Source organism: Acidovorax sp. GW821-FHT10E04 (genome assembly GCF_059415185.1).
This window is the reverse complement of the sequence record NZ_JBWKMT010000008.1, coordinates 1-16,561: the sequence shown is the minus strand read 5'-3', so window position 1 is coordinate 16,561 and position 16,561 is coordinate 1. Positions and strand designations below refer to the sequence as shown.

General features: G+C 69.8%; 11 protein-coding genes. 7 read left to right on the top strand and 4 right to left on the bottom strand.

All coding sequences use genetic code 11. The annotated features are described in order from the left end of the window. The first annotated feature begins 12 nt into the window (after positions 1-12). Positions 13-2,271 (top strand): IPTL-CTERM sorting domain-containing protein, encoded by a 2,259-nt coding sequence (locus AC07OC_RS22710; RefSeq protein WP_304505099.1) that lies wholly within the window; start codon positions 13-15, stop codon positions 2,269-2,271. 115 nt (positions 2,272-2,386) lie between these two features. Here AC07OC_RS22710 and AC07OC_RS22705 read toward each other — a convergent pair whose 3' ends face one another. Continuing rightward, on the bottom strand, positions 2,387-3,742 hold the full coding sequence (locus AC07OC_RS22705) for a dicarboxylate/amino acid:cation symporter (RefSeq protein WP_218296744.1): 1,356 nt from the start codon (positions 3,740-3,742) through the stop codon (positions 2,387-2,389). Between the two features lie 234 nt (positions 3,743-3,976). On the opposite strand from AC07OC_RS22705, the gene AC07OC_RS22700 reads away from it, so the two are divergent. Beyond that, a complete protein-coding gene (locus AC07OC_RS22700) occupies positions 3,977-6,658 on the top strand; it encodes a hybrid sensor histidine kinase/response regulator (RefSeq protein WP_218296743.1) in 2,682 nt (893 codons plus the stop codon). 217 nt (positions 6,659-6,875) lie between these two features. On the opposite strand, the gene AC07OC_RS22695 is transcribed toward AC07OC_RS22700, so the two are convergent. The 3 genes from AC07OC_RS22695 to AC07OC_RS22685 form a co-directional block, all read right to left on the bottom strand. Continuing rightward, complete coding sequence (locus AC07OC_RS22695; RefSeq protein WP_218296742.1) at positions 6,876-7,520, bottom strand: LuxR C-terminal-related transcriptional regulator; 645 nt, start codon at positions 7,518-7,520, stop codon at positions 6,876-6,878. Positions 7,521-7,681: 161 nt separating this feature from the next. Beyond that, positions 7,682-8,605 (bottom strand): LysR family transcriptional regulator, encoded by a 924-nt coding sequence (locus AC07OC_RS22690; RefSeq protein WP_218296741.1) that lies wholly within the window; start codon positions 8,603-8,605, stop codon positions 7,682-7,684. A 132-nt stretch (positions 8,606-8,737) separates the two neighbouring features. Then, the gene (locus AC07OC_RS22685; protein WP_218341188.1) at positions 8,738-10,663 is read right to left on the bottom strand and encodes an acyl CoA:acetate/3-ketoacid CoA transferase; all 1,926 of its coding nucleotides are present in this window, start codon (positions 10,661-10,663) and stop codon (positions 8,738-8,740) included. 232 nt (positions 10,664-10,895) lie between these two features. On the opposite strand from AC07OC_RS22685, the gene AC07OC_RS22680 reads away from it, so the two are divergent. The 5 genes from AC07OC_RS22680 (at position 10,896) to AC07OC_RS22660 (ending at position 16,354) form a co-directional block, all read left to right on the top strand. Then, positions 10,896-13,106, top strand: coding sequence for a malate synthase G (locus tag AC07OC_RS22680; protein WP_218341187.1), 2,211 nt, complete (start codon positions 10,896-10,898; stop codon positions 13,104-13,106). Positions 13,107-13,370: 264 nt separating this feature from the next. Continuing rightward, positions 13,371-13,649, top strand: coding sequence for a cysteine-rich CWC family protein (locus AC07OC_RS22675; protein WP_218341186.1), 279 nt, complete (start codon positions 13,371-13,373; stop codon positions 13,647-13,649). Positions 13,650-13,673: 24 nt separating this feature from the next. Next, positions 13,674-13,880, top strand: a complete 207-nt coding sequence (locus AC07OC_RS22670) for a 4-oxalocrotonate tautomerase (protein ID WP_370627859.1) — start codon at positions 13,674-13,676, stop codon at positions 13,878-13,880. Positions 13,881-14,060: 180 nt separating this feature from the next. Beyond that, entirely contained in the window at positions 14,061-15,557 is a 1,497-nt protein-coding gene (locus AC07OC_RS22665; protein ID WP_218341185.1) for a DHA2 family efflux MFS transporter permease subunit, read from the top strand. Positions 15,558-15,586: 29 nt separating this feature from the next. Beyond that, on the top strand, positions 15,587-16,354 hold the full coding sequence (locus AC07OC_RS22660) for a class II glutamine amidotransferase (RefSeq protein WP_218296735.1): 768 nt from the start codon (positions 15,587-15,589) through the stop codon (positions 16,352-16,354). The last annotated feature ends 207 nt before the right edge of the window (positions 16,355-16,561 follow it).

The following is a 16,561-nucleotide window of genomic DNA, read 5'->3' as shown; positions in this document are numbered from 1 at the left end:
AGCAAACAAACCATGTTCCACACCCCGTGCCCCCATCCCCTGCGCGGGCTGGCCTGCGCCGCCGCGCTGGTGGCCGCTGGCGCCGCCCAGGCGGCCAGCCTCACCGTGACCAACGGCAACGACAGCGGCCCGGGCAGCCTGCGCCAGGCGCTCGCCGATGCCAACGCCAGCGGCGACACCATCGCCTTCGCGGGCGGCGTGTCCCGCGTGGCGCTGCTGGGCCAGCTCGTCATCGGCAAGAGCGTCACCATCGACGGCCCCGGCGTCACGCTGGACGGGCAGCTTCGGGGCCGCGTGCTGTGGGTCAACGCGGGCGCCACCGCCACCCTGCGCGGGCTGGTCATCACGCGCGGGCTGCTGGCAGGCAAGGGGATCGACGTGGGCGGCACGGCGCAGTCGGGCTCGTCCTGGGGCGCGGGCATCCGCAACGATGGCACGCTCACGCTCGACGGCGTGCAGGTGCAGGGCAACTACGCCACGGGCGGCGGGCAGAGCGGCATGGGCGGCGGCGGCGGGGGCAGCGGCGTGGGGCTGAACATCGGCCAGCCGGGCGAGATCAAGGGCGCGGGCGGCAGCGGAGGCAATGGCAGCAGCCTCAATGGAGGCGGTAGCGGCGCCATCGATGCGCCAACGGGTGGGGAGGGTTTCAGCAATGGCGGCAGCGGCAGCCATGGCGGGGGCGCGGGGGGCGGGGGCGCCGGTGGTGGCGGTGCCGGCGGCGGTGGCTGGGCGGGCGGCGGTGGCGGTGGCGGATGGTACGGCGCAGGAGGTGGCGGCTATGGCGGCGGCGGTGGGAACACCGACGCCGGGAACGGCAGCAACGGCAGCAGCGGCGGCGCAGGCGCAACCCTTGCAGGAAACGGCGGCACCGGCAGCACGGGCTTTCCAGGAAATGCTGGTGACACGGGCGGCGGCGGGGGGTATGCCGCGCTCGGCGGCGTCTGGGTGGGCGGCGGCGGGGGCGGGGGATGGATTAGCGGCGGCGGAAATAGCGCCGGCGGCGCGGCGGCCGGCGGCATCTACAACGCGCCGGGCGCGCAACTCACGGTGCAGGGCGCGGGCTGCGCCATCAGCGCCAACCTGGCCGCGGGCGGTGGCGGTAGTGGTCACCCTGCCAGCTTCGCTGGCGGCCAGGCCGTGGGCGGGCTGTGGAACGATGGCCAACTGACCCTGGCGTCCGGCTGCGAACACAGCGTCAGCGGCAACGCGGCCGGCGCCGGGATGCGGGGCCGGAACGCAGGCCCTGACCGCGCCGACGCCGACCTGCGCGACGACAAGCTGCTGCAACTGACCGTGCTGTCCACGGGCGGCAGCGTGGGCGCCACGGCCCCGCCCGCCCCCACGGCAGGCCAGATCACCAACTGCATTGCGAGCAGCGGCACCTGCCAGGCCAGCTACCTCGCGGGCGGCGTGGTGACCCTCACGGCCACGCCCGTCACCGACTGGCACGTGGTGTGGGGCGGCGACTGCGCCGGCAGCGCCACCACCTGCACCGTCACCCTGGACCAGGCGCGCAGCGTGACGGCGAGCTTCGCCATCAACACCCATGCCCTCAGCGCCAGCGCATCGCCCGCCGGCGGCGGCATCGTCACCTGCCCGGCGAGCGTGAACCACGGCGGCGGCGCCACCTGCACCGCCAGCGCGCCCCACGCGGGCTTCACCTTCACCGGCTTTACCGGCTGCGACGGCGTGGACCTGCCCAGCCGCACCTGCACCCTCGCCAACGTGCAGGCCCCGCGCAGCGTGCAGGTGCAGTACGCGGCCATCACCACCGCCACCGGCACCACCGTGCCGGCCGGCGGCGCGGGGGGCGCGGCCAGCGCCAGCTTCACCGGCGGGGGGGCGGGCTGCCGCTTCGACCCGGCGGCCACCGGGTTCATCGCGGCGGCCGCAACGCCGCCAGGCCGCACCGCGCCGCAAGGCGCATTCCGCTTCAAGCTGGTGGGCTGCACCCCGGGCGCGACGGTGCGCGTCACCACCATCTGGCCGCAAGCGGTGGACGACTTCATCAAGCACAGCCATGGCAACTTCATCACGCCCGGCAACCTGCTCATCAACGGCAACACCGTGGGCTTTGACGTGACCGACGGCGGCGTGGGCGATGACGATGGCCTGCAGAACGGCGAGATCCTGGACCCGGCGATGCCCCTGGCCGCCGCCCCCCCCAGCGCCCATGGCATCCCGGCACTGGGCGGATGGGGCTTGCTGCTGCTCACGCTGCTGGCGGGCTCGGCAGGCATGGTGGCGCAGCGGCGCAAGGCATTCGCCTGAACACAGACGGGGGCCAGCGCTTGTCCAGCAAGCGCAAGTAGCTATTACATCAATAGCAAAAAAAAGCGGCGCAAGCCCCGGGGCCTGCGCCGCTGCGGCGGCGAGCGGCGACGTATCAGGCCGCGGAGCGGGCCACCGCGCCCAGGGGCACCTCGGCGGCGGGCACCACCCCGGGGGCGGGCAGCGGATGGCCATTCAGCGCGGCGTCCAGGCGTTCGTGGTCCAGCGCGTTTTCCCAGCGCGAGACGACCACGGTGGCGACCGCGTTGCCGATGAAGTTGGTCAGCGAGCGGCACTCGCTCATGAAGCGGTCCACGCCCAGGATCAGCGCCATGCCGGCCACCGGCACCTCGGGCACCACGGCCAGGGTGGCGGCCAGGGTGATGAAGCCCGCGCCGGTCACGCCCGCCGCGCCCTTGGACGACAGCATGGCCACCAGCAGCAGCGCCACCTGGTGGCCCAGCGAGAGTTCGGTGTTGGTGGCCTGGGCGATGAACAGCGCGGCCAGCGTCATGTAGATGTTGGTGCCGTCCAGGTTGAACGAGTAGCCCGTGGGCACCACGAGGCCCACCACCGACTTGCTGCAGCCGGCCTTTTCCATCTTCTCCATCAGCGACGGCAGGGCCGATTCGGACGACGAGGTGCCCAGCACCAGCATCAGCTCGGCCTTGAGGTAGCGGCACAGCTTGAGCACCGAGAAGCCGCACAGCCGGGCCACGAAGCCCAGGATGACCACCACGAACAGCAGCGAGGTGATGTAGAACGAGCCCACCAGCCAGGCCAGATTGACGAGCGAACCCAGGCCGAACTTGCCGATGGTGAAGGCCATGGCGCCGAACGCGCCGATGGGCGCGGCCTTCATCACGATGCCCACCACCTTGAACACGGGCGTGGTCAGCGCTTCCAGAAAATTCTGCACCGGGCGGCCGGCCTCGCCCACCATGGCCAGCGCGATGCCGAACAGCACGGCCACCAGCAGCACCTGCAGGATGTTGTCGCCCACGAAGGGGCTGACCAGCGTCTTGGGGATGATGTCCATCGCGAAGCCGGTGAGCGACATCTCGTGCGACTTGGCCACGTAGGTCTTCACGGCCGTCTGGTCCAGGTCGGCGGGGTTGATGTTCATGCCCGCGCCGGGCTGCACCACGTTGGCCACCACCAGGCCGACGACCAGCGCCAGCGTGGAGAAGAACAGGAAGTACGCCATGGCCTTGCCGAACACCCGGCCCACGGTGGAGAGCTGCGACATGCCCGCGATGCCGGTCACGATGGTCAGGAAGATCACCGGGGCGATGATCATCTTCACCAGCTTGATGAACGCGTCGCCCAGCGGCTTGAGCGCCTCGCCGTAGGCCGGCTCGAAGTGGCCCAGCAGCACCCCGAGGACGATGGCGACCACCACCTGGAAGTACAGTTGCCGGTAAAAGGGAAGCCGCACGGGATGGGCGGTGGGGGCGGTAATGGCGTGCATGGGGATGTCTCCTGAAATCACGGTGACTGCACCAGCGGGGTGCGTCGAGGGTGCCGTTTGTACAGCCGCCCCCGGATTCAGCCGATAACCTATTGGTATTAGTCGGTGGCACCGCCAGAGGGCGCCCCGTGCCCCAATATAGGGAAAACCCCTAGGCGCCAGCGAGGTGAGGCACACTCGCTGCCCTCACCATCACAGCCCGGGGCACGCTCCCGGCCCCCTGATTTCTGCCCCATGACGACGCCGCGCCTTCGCAAATTCTGGACCCTGCTGATCCTCCTCACCGGCATGGCGGGCAGCATGTTCGTGGCCGGGCAGTGGGCGTGGCAGCGTTCGCTGCACGAGGAGAGCGACAGCGTGCAGCAGCAGCTGACCCTGTACGGCCAGACGCTGGCCCAGCGCATCGACCGCTACCGCACCCTGCCCGAGGTGCTGGCGCTGGACGCGCAGCTGCAGGATGCGCTGACCCGCGCCCTGAGCCCGGCGGAGGTGGAGCAGCTCAACCTCAAGCTGGAGCAGGCCAACGGCGCGAGCCAGTCGTCCACGCTCACCCTGCTCAACCGCGAAGGGCTGGCCGTGGCGGCCAGCAACTGGCGCACCACCACCAGCAACGTGGGGGTGGACTACAGCTTTCGCCCGTATGTGCAGGAGGCGCTGGCGCAGGGGCGCGGCAGCTTCTACGGCATCGGCGTGACCACGGGCGAGCCGGGCTACTTCCTGTCGCAGGCCATCCGCGACGCCAGCGGCCACACGCTGGGTCTGGTGGCGATCAAGATCGCGCTGCAGGAGCTCGAGCGCGAGTGGCTGCAGACGCCGGACATCGTGCTGGCCTCCGACGCGCACGGCGTGGTGTTCCTGGCCAGCCAGGACGCGTGGCGCTACCGCCTGCTGGAGCCCCTGGGCGACGAGGAGCGCCGCGAGCTCAACGCCACGCGCCAGTATTCGAACCAGCCGCTGCGCCCGCTGGCCTGGCGCGTGGACGACCACATGGACAACGGCGGCCGCCTGGTGCGCCTGTTGTCGCCCGACCTGCCGCCCCTGCCCGGCCGCGTGCTGTGGCAGACCCAGCCGCTGCCCGGCACGCCCTGGCAGCTGCACCTGGTGCACGACACGCACAGCAGCATCGCCGACAGCCGCTGGGCCGCGGCGGCCGGCGGCGGCGGGTGGCTGGCACTGGCCCTGCTGGTGCTGTTCGTGCGCCAGCGGCAGCGCCTGGCGAACCTGCGCCAGCGCAGCCGCCAGGAGCTGGAGACCGTGCTGCAGCAGCACGCGCAGGAGCTGCGCACCGCCCAGGACGGCATCGTGCAGGCGGCGCAGCAGGCCGCCCAGCAGACCGACACGGGCCTGTCGCGCAGCCTGGAGCACCTGCCCCAGGGCGTGGTCATCATCGATGCCGACCTGAACCTCGTGGCCTGGAACTCGCGCTACGTGCAGCTGTTTCGCTACCCCGCCGACCTGATGCGCGTGGGCCAGCCCATCGCGGACCTGCTGCGCCACAACGCGCGCCGCGGCCTGCTGGGCCCCGGCCCGGCCGACGAGGCGATCGAGCGGCGCCTGTCGCACCTGCGCAGCGGCCTGCCCCATCTGCACGAGAGCGCCAAGGGCGATGGCACGGTGCTCGAGATCCGCGGCAACCCGCTGCCCGAGGGCGGCTTCGTGACCAGCTATGCCGACATCACCAGCTACAAGAACGCCGCACGCGAACTGCGCAGCCTCGCCGATGCGCTGGAGCAGCGCGTGGCCGACCGCACGCGCGACCTGGACGCCGCGCGGCGCGAGGCCGAGCGCGCCAACCGCTACAAGACCCGCTTCGTCGCGGCCGCCGTGCACGACCTGCTGCAGCCGCTGAACGCCGCGCGCATGTTCACCTCGCTGCTGCGCAGCCACCTGCAGGACGACGCCGAGCGGCGCACGGTGGACAGCATCGACGGCGCGCTCGCTTCGCAGGACGCGATCCTGAGCAGCCTGCTCGATATCTCGCGCATGGAGTCGGGGCAACTGGACGTGCACATCCACGACGTGGCCCTGGGCCCGCTGCTGCAGGTGCTGGCCCACAACTTCGGCGTGCTGGCCGAGGGCCAGGGCCTGCAGCTCCGCTGCGTGCCCACGCGCGCCGTGGTGCGCACCGACGAGAACCTGCTGCGCCGCATCCTGCAGAACTTCGTCTCCAACGCCATCCGCTACAGCCGGCAGGGGCGCATCGTGGTGGGCTGCCGCAGGGCCGGCGACCACCTGCGCATCGAGGTGCACGACCAGGGCCCGGGCATCCCCGAGGCGCTGCAGCGCGAGATCTTCGAGGAGTTCCGCCGCCTGGACGAAGGCCGCGCCGACGACCGGGGCGCGGGCCTGGGCCTGGCCATCGTCGAGCGCCTGGGCCGCCTGCTGGGGCACGAGATCGGGCTGCGCTCGCAGCTGGGGCGCGGCAGCGTGTTCTGGGTGCGCGTGCCGCTGGGCGACCCCGCCGCCGCGCGGCAACAGCCAGCCGCCGCCGCCACGGCCGCTCCACGGCAGCCGCAGGAAGACGCCCCGCTGCAGGGCAGCAGCGCCTGGGTGATCGAGGACGACGGGCCCACCTGCGCCGCGACACGCGCCCTGCTGGAGCGCTGGGGCTGCCAGGTGCCGCTGGCCGGCGGCGCGCCCGAGGCGCTGGCCCAGGCCGAACGCGGCCAGGCGCCGCAGCTGGTGCTGCTGGACGTGCACCTGGGCGCCCGCCACCATGGCCCCGATGTCTACGCCCAGTTGTGCGAACGCTGGGGCCAGGCCCCAGCGGTGATCCTGGTCACCGCCGAGCACGACGCCACGCTGCGCCGGCAGGCGGCCGAACGCGGCTGGGGCTTTCTGGCCAAGCCGGTGCGGGCGCCGGCGCTGCGGGCGCTGGTGAGCCAGACGCTGCTGAGACAGGGAGCATCCCCCTGAGCCGCTGCGCGGCTTCCCCCTTCTTTCTCTCTGCGCGCTGCGCGCTACGGGAAGGGGGACGACGCCAGTGCAGGCACCGTGTGCTGGCGGCCCTCGCACGGCGTCTCGCACATGGTGCTGCGCCCGGTTGGGGAGGCTGCGCTCATTGCTACGCTTTTAGTAGCTGCCAGCGCTTGATGAATAGGCGACAGCGGCCGTTTTGATTCAGATCCCGACCTCAGGAAGACACGCCGTCTTCCGTCTCCAGGCTTTTCACCAGCACCGCCGCCTGCGTGCGGCTGTAGCACGCGAGCTTTTTCAGGATGGCCGTGACATGCACCTTCACGGTGTTCTCCGCCAGGCCCAGCGCGGCGGCGATCTGCTTGTTGAGCAGGCCGTCGGCCAGGCACAGCAGCACGCGGAACTGCTGGGGCGTGAGCTGCGCGAGCCGCGCGGCCAGTTCGGCGTCGGCCTCGGAGCGCTCGGCCGCCATGGGCGGGAACCAGCTGCCGCCGTCGAGCACGGCCTCGATGGCCTCGCCCATGGCCTCGGCCGGCGCGGACTTGGGGATGAAACCGGCCGCGCCGAACTGCTGCGCGCGGCGGATCACGCGCGGGTGGTCGTTGGACGAGATGATGACCACCGGCAGCTCGGGGTACTCGCCGCGCACGTGCAGCAGCGAGGAGAAGCCGCGCGCGCCGGGCATGCTCAGGTCCAGCAGCACCAGCTCCACCTCGGGGTGCTCCTGCAGCGCCGTGCCCAGCGTGGCGGCGCTGGCCGCCTCCAGCGTGCGGAACTGCGGCAGACGCTCATGCAGCACGTGCAGCACGGCGGCGCGGAACAGCGGGTGGTCGTCAGCGACGAGAAGCGTGGGCTCGGCCATGGAGTGCGCAGTCTGCCACGGGGCGGTCCATCAGCACCACACGTCGCACGGAGCGGGCCAACGCATGGGGCGCGCCAAGGCCAGCGCTACCGTGGAACCGGCTTGGCCCCCGAAGGCATCCCGCTTCGCGTCGGAGGAAGGCGCGCAGCGGCCCAGGGAAGTCATTCGCCTTTCCAGAACGCGGGCTGCGCGTACTGGTGTTTCAGGAAGTCGATCCACAGCCGCACGCGCAGCGGCAGGTGCTTGCGCTGGGGGAACACCACGTAGATGCCGTTGGGCGGCGCGGCGAAGTCCTCCAGCACCGCGACCAGGCGACCAGCGGCGATCTCGGCCTCGACCTCCCAGGTGCTGCGCCAGGCGATGCCCCAGCCGCCCAGGCACCAGTCGTGCAGCACCTGGCCGTCGGAGCAGTCGAGCGGCCCGCCGGGCTTCAGATGCATGACCTCCGTGGCGCCATCCGCAAGGGGCACCCGGAACGCCCAGCCGCGCGTCTGCGATGCGTCGCTGGAGAGCGTGAGGCAGTCGTGCTGCACGAGTTCGGCCGGCGCGCGCGGCGTGCCGCGCCGGGCCAGGTATTCGGGCGTGGCCACGCACAGGCGGCGGTTGTCGGCGATGCGAACGCTCACCAGCGACGAGTCGGGCAGGTCGCCCACGCGCACGGCGCAGTCGAAGCCTTCTCCCGCGAGGTCCACCACGCGGTCGCTGAGGTTCAGCGAGATGGTCACGTCCGGGTGCGCCGAGCGAAAACGCGGCACCAGCGGCGCCACATGGCGGCGGCCAAAACCCGCGGGCGCGGTGATGCGCAAATGGCCCGTGGCCTTGACCCCGCCTTCCGACACGCTGGCCTCGGCATTGGCCACGTCGGACAGCAGGCGCTGGCAGTCTTCCAGGAACGCGCTGCCCTCGTGCGTGAGGCTGATGCGCCGCGTGGTGCGCACCAGCAGCTTCACGCCCAGGTGCTCTTCCAGCGCGTCGAGCCGCCGCCCCATGATGGCGGGCGCCACGCCCTCGGCCTTGGCGGCGGCCGTGAGGCTGCCGCGCGTGGCCACCGACACAAAGGATTCGAAGGCCTTGAGTTTGTCCATGGGCAGTGATTATGGAGACATCCGAGGGCATGCAAGCCCGGCGCCGCACGGGCCTTACGCCCCCGGCCTTGAAGCAAAAACAGCGTCCAGCGCCCGGGGGCATTGCGCCAATAGCTATTGTTTTTATAGCATTCAGAACAGGCGCGACTTGAGGAAACCCACCGTGCCATACCGCTTGACGTCCGCGTAGTGGTCGCGCGTGAGCCCCTGCACCATGGCCGTGTAGGCATCCGCTAGGTCGGGCGCGATGGTGAAGTGGTCGTAGTTCACGATGGCCTCCACGCGCTCGCCTTGGGCGGCAAGCGGTGCCAGCAGGCGGCGCACCTCGTGCTCGATGGCGTCGATGGTGGTGGCCGTGTTGATCTGCAGGCCCGAGAAGTCGATGTGCAGCAGCCTGCGCGCGGCGTCGAGCTCGAAGCGCTGCACCAGCGGGCGGTTGAGCAGCTGCTCGCGCAGGCCCAGCGGGCCGGGCTCGAACACGCGCATGTCCATGGCCTGCAGGCCCGGGCTGATGCGCGGCGTGAAGGCCATGTGGGCGAGCACGTCGCGGTGCAGGTCGATGCCGGGCGCCAGCTCGATCAGCTCCAGCGCGCCGCCACCGCCCTCCTCCCCCGAGGGCACCAGGCGGAACACGCAGCGCTCGGTGACGTACAGCACGCGCTGGCCGCGCCGCAGCGCCTCGGCGCCGCTGAAGGTGCGGTGCTCGACCTCGCGCACCAGCTTGCGCGCGCCGCCTTCGTGCAGGATGTGCAGGTGGCCGTCGACCGCCTCCACCTGCAGCGCCCCCGCCGTGAACGTGCCGACGAACACCACGGTCTTGGCGTTCTGGCTGATGTTGATGAAGCCGCCCGCACCCGCCAGGCGCGGCCCGAACTTGCTCACGTTGAGGTTGCCGTGCTGGTCGGCCTGCGCCAGGCCCAGGATGGCGATGTCCAGGCCGCCGCCGTCGTAGAAGTCGAACTGGTTGGGCTGGTCGATGATGGCCTGCGGGTTCACGGCCGCGCCGAAGTTCAGGCCCCCGGCAGGGATGCCGCCGATCACGCCGGGCTCGGCCGTGAGCGTGACCAGGTCGATGATGCGCTCCTCGGCCGCCACGTTGGCCACGCCCTCGGGCATGCCGATCCCCAGGTTCACCACCTGGTGCGGGCGCAGCTCCAGCGCCGCGCGGCGGGCGATGATCTTGCGCTCGGTCAGGGGCATGGCCTCCAGCGTGTCCACGGGCACGCGCAATTCGCCCGCGAACGCGGCGCTGTAGGGCTCGGCAAAGGTCTGGTGGTGGTGCGCGGGCTCGGTGGCCAGCACCACGGCGTCCACCAGCACGCCGGGCACCTTCACCTGCCGGGGGTTGAGCGTGCCGCGCTCGGCGATGCGCTCGACCTGCGCGATGACCACGCCGCCCGAGTTGCGCGCGGCCATGGCGATGGCCAGCGCTTCGAGCGTGAGCGCCTCGCGCTCCATGGTGAGGTTGCCGTCCGCGTCGGCCGTCGTCGCGCGGATGATGCCGACGTGGATCGGGAAGGCCTTGTAGAACAGGTAGTCCTGCCCGTCGATGGGCAGGACGCGCACCAGCTCCTCGGTGGTGCGTGCGTTGAGCTTGCCACCGCCGTGGCGCGGGTCCACGAAGGTGTCGAGGCCCACGCGCGTGAGCGTGCCGGGCTTGCCCGCGGCGATGTCGCGGAACAGGTGCGTGATCACGCCCTGCGGCAGGTTCCAGGCCTCGATCTGGTTGTCCACCGCGAGCTTCTGGATGCGCGGCACCAGGCTCCAGTGCCCGCCGATCACGCGCCTGAGCAGGCCTGCATGGCCCAGGTGGTTGAGGCCGCGCTGCTTGCCGTCGCCCTGGCCTGCGGCGTAGACCAGGGTGAGGTCGCGCGGGGTCTGTGTGGCCTCCCAGCGCTGGGCGAGCGCCACGGCGATGCTCTCGGCAAAGCCGATGCCGACGAAGCCGCCCGTGGCCACGGTGTCGCCATCGTGGATGAGCAACACCGCGTCGGCGGCGCTGACGATCTTGTTCTTGTAGGCTGCGTTCAGCGCGCCAGCGGCCAGGGGTGCCTGCATGGGTTTGTCTCCCGGTGGGTTTGTTGTGTGCGCAGCGTAGTGGGTAACCGGCCAAAGCACCATTCCGGGCGACTACGGACGGCCACCAGTTGTGCGTAAAAGTCACTGGTTTAGAGATTTTCAGCGTATTTATGTGGGCAAATATTTGCAATACAGTCTGTCCATGGCCTGCTCATGCAGGTCCCGTTTTCTTTTTCATTGATCCACGTTTGCACAACTTTCTAGGCACCCCATGACCGATCGCACCAAAGTCCACGGCCTGCAAGTGGCCACCTCCCTGTACCGCTTTGTCGAAGACAAGGTGCTGCCCGGCACGGGTGTCGATGCCGCCGCCTTCTGGAAGGGCTTTGACGCCATCGTGGCCGACCTGGCCCCGCGCAACATCGCCCTGCTGGCCGAGCGCGACCGCCTGCAGACCGAGCTGGACACCTGGCACAAGGCCAATCCCGGCCCCATCAAGGACATGGTGGCCTACCGTGGTTTCCTGGAAAAGATCGGCTACCTGGTGCCCCAGCCCGCCGATGTGAAGGCCACCACCGCCAATGTGGACGACGAGCTGGCCACGCAGGCCGGCCCGCAGCTGGTGGTGCCCATCCTGAACGCCCGCTATGCGCTGAACGCCGCCAACGCGCGCTGGGGCAGCCTGTATGACGCGCTGTACGGCACGGATGCCATCAGCGAAGAAGGCGGCGCCGAAAAGGGCAAGGGCTACAACCCCGTGCGCGGCGCCAAGGTGATCGCGTTCGCGCGCCAGGTGCTGGACGACACCGCGCCGCTGGCTGCGGGTTCGCACAAGGATTCGACGGGCTACAAGGTGGAAGGCGGCCAGCTGGTCGTCTCGTTCGCCAACGGGAGCACCACGGGCCTGAAGGATCCCTCGCAGTTCAAGGGCTACCAGGGCAACGCCGCGGCACCTTCGTCGGTGCTGCTGCAGCACAACGGCCTGCACCTGGACATCCAGATCGACCGTTCCACGCCCATCGGCCAGACCGATGCCGCGGGCGTGAGCGACCTGGTGCTGGAAGCCGCGCTCTCCACCATCCTGGACCTGGAAGATTCCGTGGCCGCCGTGGACGCCGAGGACAAGGTGCTGGGCTACAGCAACTGGCTGGGCATCATCCAGGCCACGCTGACCGAGCAGGTCGCCAAGGGCGGCAAGACCATCACGCGCGGGCTGAACCCTGACCGCATCTATACGGGCCCGCAAGGTGGCGAGGTGCGCCTGCACGGCCGCTCGCTCATGTTCCTGCGCAACGTGGGCCACCTGATGACCAACCCGGCCATTCTCTGGACCGACGCGCAGGGCGCCCAGCGCGAGATCCCAGAAGGCATCATGGATGCAGTGGTCACAACGGCCATCGCATTGCACGACCTGCAAGGCCACGGCGCGAACGGTATCCGCAACTCCCGCAAGGGCAGCGTCTACATCGTCAAGCCCAAGATGCACGGCCCCGCCGAGGTGGGCTTTGCCGCCGAGCTGTTTGGCCGCGTCGAGAAGCTGCTGGGCCTGCCCGACAGCACGGTCAAGCTGGGCATCATGGACGAAGAGCGCCGCACCTCCGTCAACCTCAAGGCCTGCATCGCCGCCGCATCGGCGCGCGTGGCGTTCATCAACACCGGCTTCCTGGACCGCACCGGCGACGAGATGCACACCGCCATGCACGCCGGCCCCATGGTGCGCAAGGGCGACATGAAGACCAGCGCCTGGATCCAGTCGTACGAGAAGAACAACGTACTGGTGGGCCTCTCCTGCGGACTGCGCGGCAAGGCACAGATCGGCAAGGGCATGTGGGCCATGCCCGACCTGATGGCCGAGATGCTCAAGCAAAAGATCGCCCACCCCAAGGCCGGCGCCAACACCGCCTGGGTGCCCAGCCCTACCGGCGCGACGCTGCACGCGCTGCACTACCACCAGGTCAACGTGGCCGAGATCCAGATCGGCCTGGAGAAGACCGACGTGAACGCCGAGCGCGACAACCTGCTGACCGGCCTGCTCACCGTGCCCGTGGCAGCCGCCCCCAACTGGAGCGACGCCGAGAAGCAGCAGGAGCTGGACAACAACGCCCAGGGCATCCTGGGCTACGTGGTGCGCTGGGTGGACCAGGGCGTGGGCTGCTCCAAGGTGCCCGACATCCACAACGTGGGCCTGATGGAAGACCGTGCCACGCTGCGCATCAGCAGCCAGCACATGGCCAACTGGCTGCTGCACGGCGTGGTGACCGAAGCGCAGGTGCGCGAGACCTTCGAGCGCATGGCCGCGGTGGTGGACGGCCAGAACGCGGGCGACCCGCTGTACCAGCCGATGGCGGGCCACTTCGCCACCAGCATGGCCTACCAGGCCGCCTGCGACCTGGTCTTCAAGGGCCAGGAGCAGCCCAGCGGCTACACCGAACCCCTGCTGCATGCCTGGCGCCTGAAGCTCAAGGCCGCACAGGCCACCTGATTCCGGGAACGCCGCGCGCAAAGCGCGCCACGCTCACCTATTGATAGCTGCCAGCGCCTGCCCATCAAGCGCTGGCAGCTGTTTTTTTATGGATTGCCCTGGCTGCGGCGGGCCACGTGTCAGTGGTGCGCGGCACGGACCGCCCGCGGCGCATGGCACCAGCGCCCAGGCTTTCCCGCTGCGCGGAAGACGGGACGCCGCAGGCGCCTTACACTGGGCCCGCAGCCGCCTCCCATCCACAGCGGGCGCGTGCCGCCCGCCATCATGCCGCCCTCCAGTGCCCCGCCATCCGCTGCGCCGTCTTCCTCCCCCTCCTCCAGCTGCCCCCTGTGCGGCCAGCCGAACCAGTGCGCCATCGCGGCGGGCCAGCCCGCCGAGAGCTGCTGGTGCATGGCGCGGGTGATCAACCCGGAAGCGCTGGCGGCTCTGCCGGCCCCAGCACGGGGCCAGGTGTGTATCTGTCCTGCGTGCGGCGCGCGGGGCGCTCCACCGGCGCCCCGGCCCGGCGCCTCTGAAGACGCGCCGGCGCCGGCGCCGATATGATTTCCGCTTTTGTTTTCTGCAACTATCTCCAAGGAGGCTGATATGCCCACGTACCACGTCGAAATGATGGAAGGCCGCACGGTCGAGCAAAAGCGCAAGCTGGTGGAAGAGATCACCCGCGTCTCCGTCGAGGTGCTCGGCGGTTCGCCCGAGTCGGTGGACATCCTGATCACCGACGTCAAGCGGGAGAACTGGGCCACGGGCGGCAAGCTCTGGTCGGAGAGGAGCTGACATCCCCCCGAGGCACTGGGCGCCTGCCCCCTGCTCTCGAATTGCTTTGCAGCAATCCGAGAAAGGGAGGGCCCGGTCCTCGGTGCGGGGCGGCCCGTCCCTGACTGCGCTGGCCTGGGACTGCGCCAGCCCACTGAAGAGCCCGTGCTTCTTCGCAACTGAACGCCAGCCCACCGATCCATGACAACACAGCCTTCTTCTGGTTCCCTCGCCGCCCTGCGCGAACGCCATGGCGAACGTTACCGCTGGCTGCTGCTGCTGTCCGTCATGGTCGGCACGATGGCGTCGATCATGTCGTCGACCATCGTGAACGTGGCCATCCCCGACATGAGCCACTACTTCACCCTGGGTCAGGAGCGCGCCCAATGGGTCACCTCGGGCTTCATGGTGGCCACCACGGTCTCGATGCTGACCACGCCGTGGCTCCTGTCCCGCTATGGCTACCGCGCCACCTATGTGGGCGCCATGCTCCTGCTGCTGGCCGGCGGCATCGGCGGCGGGCTGGCCCGTGATTTCGGCCTGGTGCTGGCCGCCCGGGTGGCCGAGGGGCTGGCGGCCGGGGTCGTGCAGCCCATTCCCGCCGTCATCATCCTCTACGCCTTCCAGCCCCACGAGCAAGGCCGCGCCAGCGGCATCTTCGGCATGGGCGTGGTGCTGGCGCCCGCCATCGGACCGAGCATCGGCGGCCTGCTGGTCGACTGGTTCGGCTGGCGCTCCATTTTCTTCATGGTCGTGCCGCTGTGCCTGGCCTCCCTCTGGCTCGCCTACAAATTCGTGCCCGTCACCGCGCCGGGCGGCGTGGCCGCCAACCGCCAGGGCGAGGCGCTCGACTGGCGCGGCCTGGCGCTGGGCACGGCCGGGACGCTGTGCCTGCTCAATGGGCTGGTGGCACTGCATGGGGGCACCGCATCGGAGGCCATCCTGCTGCTGGCCGGTGCCGTGGTCGCCACGGGCCTGTTCATCGGCTGGCAACGCCGGCAGCTGCGGCAGGGGCGCAAGCCGCTGATGGATTTGCGGTTGTTCCAGTACCGGCAGTTCGCCATGGGCAGCATCGTGGCGTTCATCTATGGCACGGCGCTGTTCGGCTCCACCTACCTGTTGCCGGTGTTCATGCAACTGGGGTTGTCGCTCTCGGCCTCGCACGTGGGCACCATCATGCTGCCCGCGGGCTTCGTGCTGGCCATCACCATCGCCCTGGTGGGACGGCTGGCCGACAGGCAGCCCACGCACCTGCTGGTGAGCATCGGCCTGGCCCTGCTGGCCCTGTCGTTCGGGCTCATGGTGCTGGTGGGCCTGGGCTCCGCACTGTGGATGCTGGTGGCTTTTGCGATCCTGGGCCGCATCGGACTCGGCTTCATCCTGCCGTCGCTCAACCTGGGGGCCATGCGGCCGCTGGACAAGTCGCTGATCTCGCAGGGATCGAGCGCCATCGGCTTCCTGCGCATGCTCGGCGGAGCCGCCGGCGTGAGCCTGTGCGGTATCGTGCTGGAGTGGCGCCTGGGGGCGCATGGTGCGTCGCTGACCGCGGGCGCGAGCAACACGGCCCGCATCGACGCCTTTGGCGAGACCTTTCTGATGCTGACCGCGCTGTGCCTGCTGGCCCTGGTGGCCGCGTGGCAACTGCGCGAAGCACCTGCGGCGCCGGCCGATACATCCTCCCCTTCACCCCCGGCCTGATGGCCGATTGATCCGGACTTCGCTCGACCATGTGCCAACTGCTCGGTATGAACTGCAACACGCCGACCGACGTGACTTTCAGCTTCACCGGTTTCGCACAGCGCGGCGGCAACACGGCCGACCATGCCGACGGCTGGGGCATCGCCTTTTTCGAAGACCGGGGACTGCGGCACTTCGTGGACCATCTGCCCGCCGTGAATTCGCCCGTGGCGGAGTTGATCCGCCGCTACCCCATCCAGAGCCGCAACGTGATCGCGCACATCCGCAAGGCCACCCAGGGTGTGGTGAGCCTGCAGAACTGCCACCCCTTCGTGCGCGAGCTGTGGGGCCGGTACTGGGTGTTCGCCCACAACGGTGACTTGAAGGACTTCCGGCCCCGCCTGCATGCGCATTTCCATCCGGTGGGGGATACCGACAGCGAGCACGCCTTCTGCTGGATCATGCAGGAGCTGGCCAAGTCCCATGCCAGCGTGCCCAGCATTGCCGAACTGACCATCACCTTGAAAGAGCTGGCCGCGCGCATCGCGCCGCATGGCACCTTCAATTTCCTGCTCTCCAACGGCCAGGCGCTGTGGGCCCATGCATCCACAGGGCTGTACTACATCGAGCGCAAACACCCGTTCAGCGAGGCACAGTTGTCGGACGAGGACGTGCGCATCGACTTCGCCACCCGGACCACGGCCACGGACCGCGTGGCCGTGATCGTGACGGCCCCCCTCACCACCAATGAGGAGTGGACGGCCTTCGGCAAGGAAGAACTGCTGGTGTTCGTGGACGGACAGCGGCAAGGCGGTTGAGCCACCGGGCTTTCGTGCAGGCCCTTCCCTCGAACCTCGGGGTGTACCGCCCGCGCCTGCCGGACTTAGCTTCGATAAATGCCAGTGGTGTCACGGAAGACGCACTACCCACAACGTGCTTTTCGCCGTTCCCCAAAGCAAAAAACCCCAGTCATTGCTGACTGGGGTTTTCTGGGCTGTAAGAGCCTGACGATGACCTACTTTCAC

What these genes read in the sequence shown, in the direction of transcription:
- AC07OC_RS22710 (WP_304505099.1), top strand. Translation starts at nt 13, where the DNA reads ATGTTCCACACCCCGTGCCCCCATCCCCTGCGCGGGCTGGCCTGCGCC.
- AC07OC_RS22705 (WP_218296744.1), bottom strand. Translation starts at nt 3,742, where the DNA reads ATGCACGCCATTACCGCCCCCACCGCCCATCCCGTGCGGCTTCCCTTT.
- AC07OC_RS22700 (WP_218296743.1), top strand. Translation starts at nt 3,977, where the DNA reads ATGACGACGCCGCGCCTTCGCAAATTCTGGACCCTGCTGATCCTCCTC.
- AC07OC_RS22695 (WP_218296742.1), bottom strand. Translation starts at nt 7,520, where the DNA reads ATGGCCGAGCCCACGCTTCTCGTCGCTGACGACCACCCGCTGTTCCGC.
- AC07OC_RS22690 (WP_218296741.1), bottom strand. Translation starts at nt 8,605, where the DNA reads ATGGACAAACTCAAGGCCTTCGAATCCTTTGTGTCGGTGGCCACGCGC.
- AC07OC_RS22685 (WP_218341188.1), bottom strand. Translation starts at nt 10,663, where the DNA reads ATGCAGGCACCCCTGGCCGCTGGCGCGCTGAACGCAGCCTACAAGAAC.
- AC07OC_RS22680 (WP_218341187.1), top strand. Translation starts at nt 10,896, where the DNA reads ATGACCGATCGCACCAAAGTCCACGGCCTGCAAGTGGCCACCTCCCTG.
- AC07OC_RS22675 (WP_218341186.1), top strand. Translation starts at nt 13,371, where the DNA reads ATGCCGCCCTCCAGTGCCCCGCCATCCGCTGCGCCGTCTTCCTCCCCC.
- AC07OC_RS22665 (WP_218341185.1), top strand. Translation starts at nt 14,061, where the DNA reads ATGACAACACAGCCTTCTTCTGGTTCCCTCGCCGCCCTGCGCGAACGC.
- AC07OC_RS22660 (WP_218296735.1), top strand. Translation starts at nt 15,587, where the DNA reads ATGTGCCAACTGCTCGGTATGAACTGCAACACGCCGACCGACGTGACT.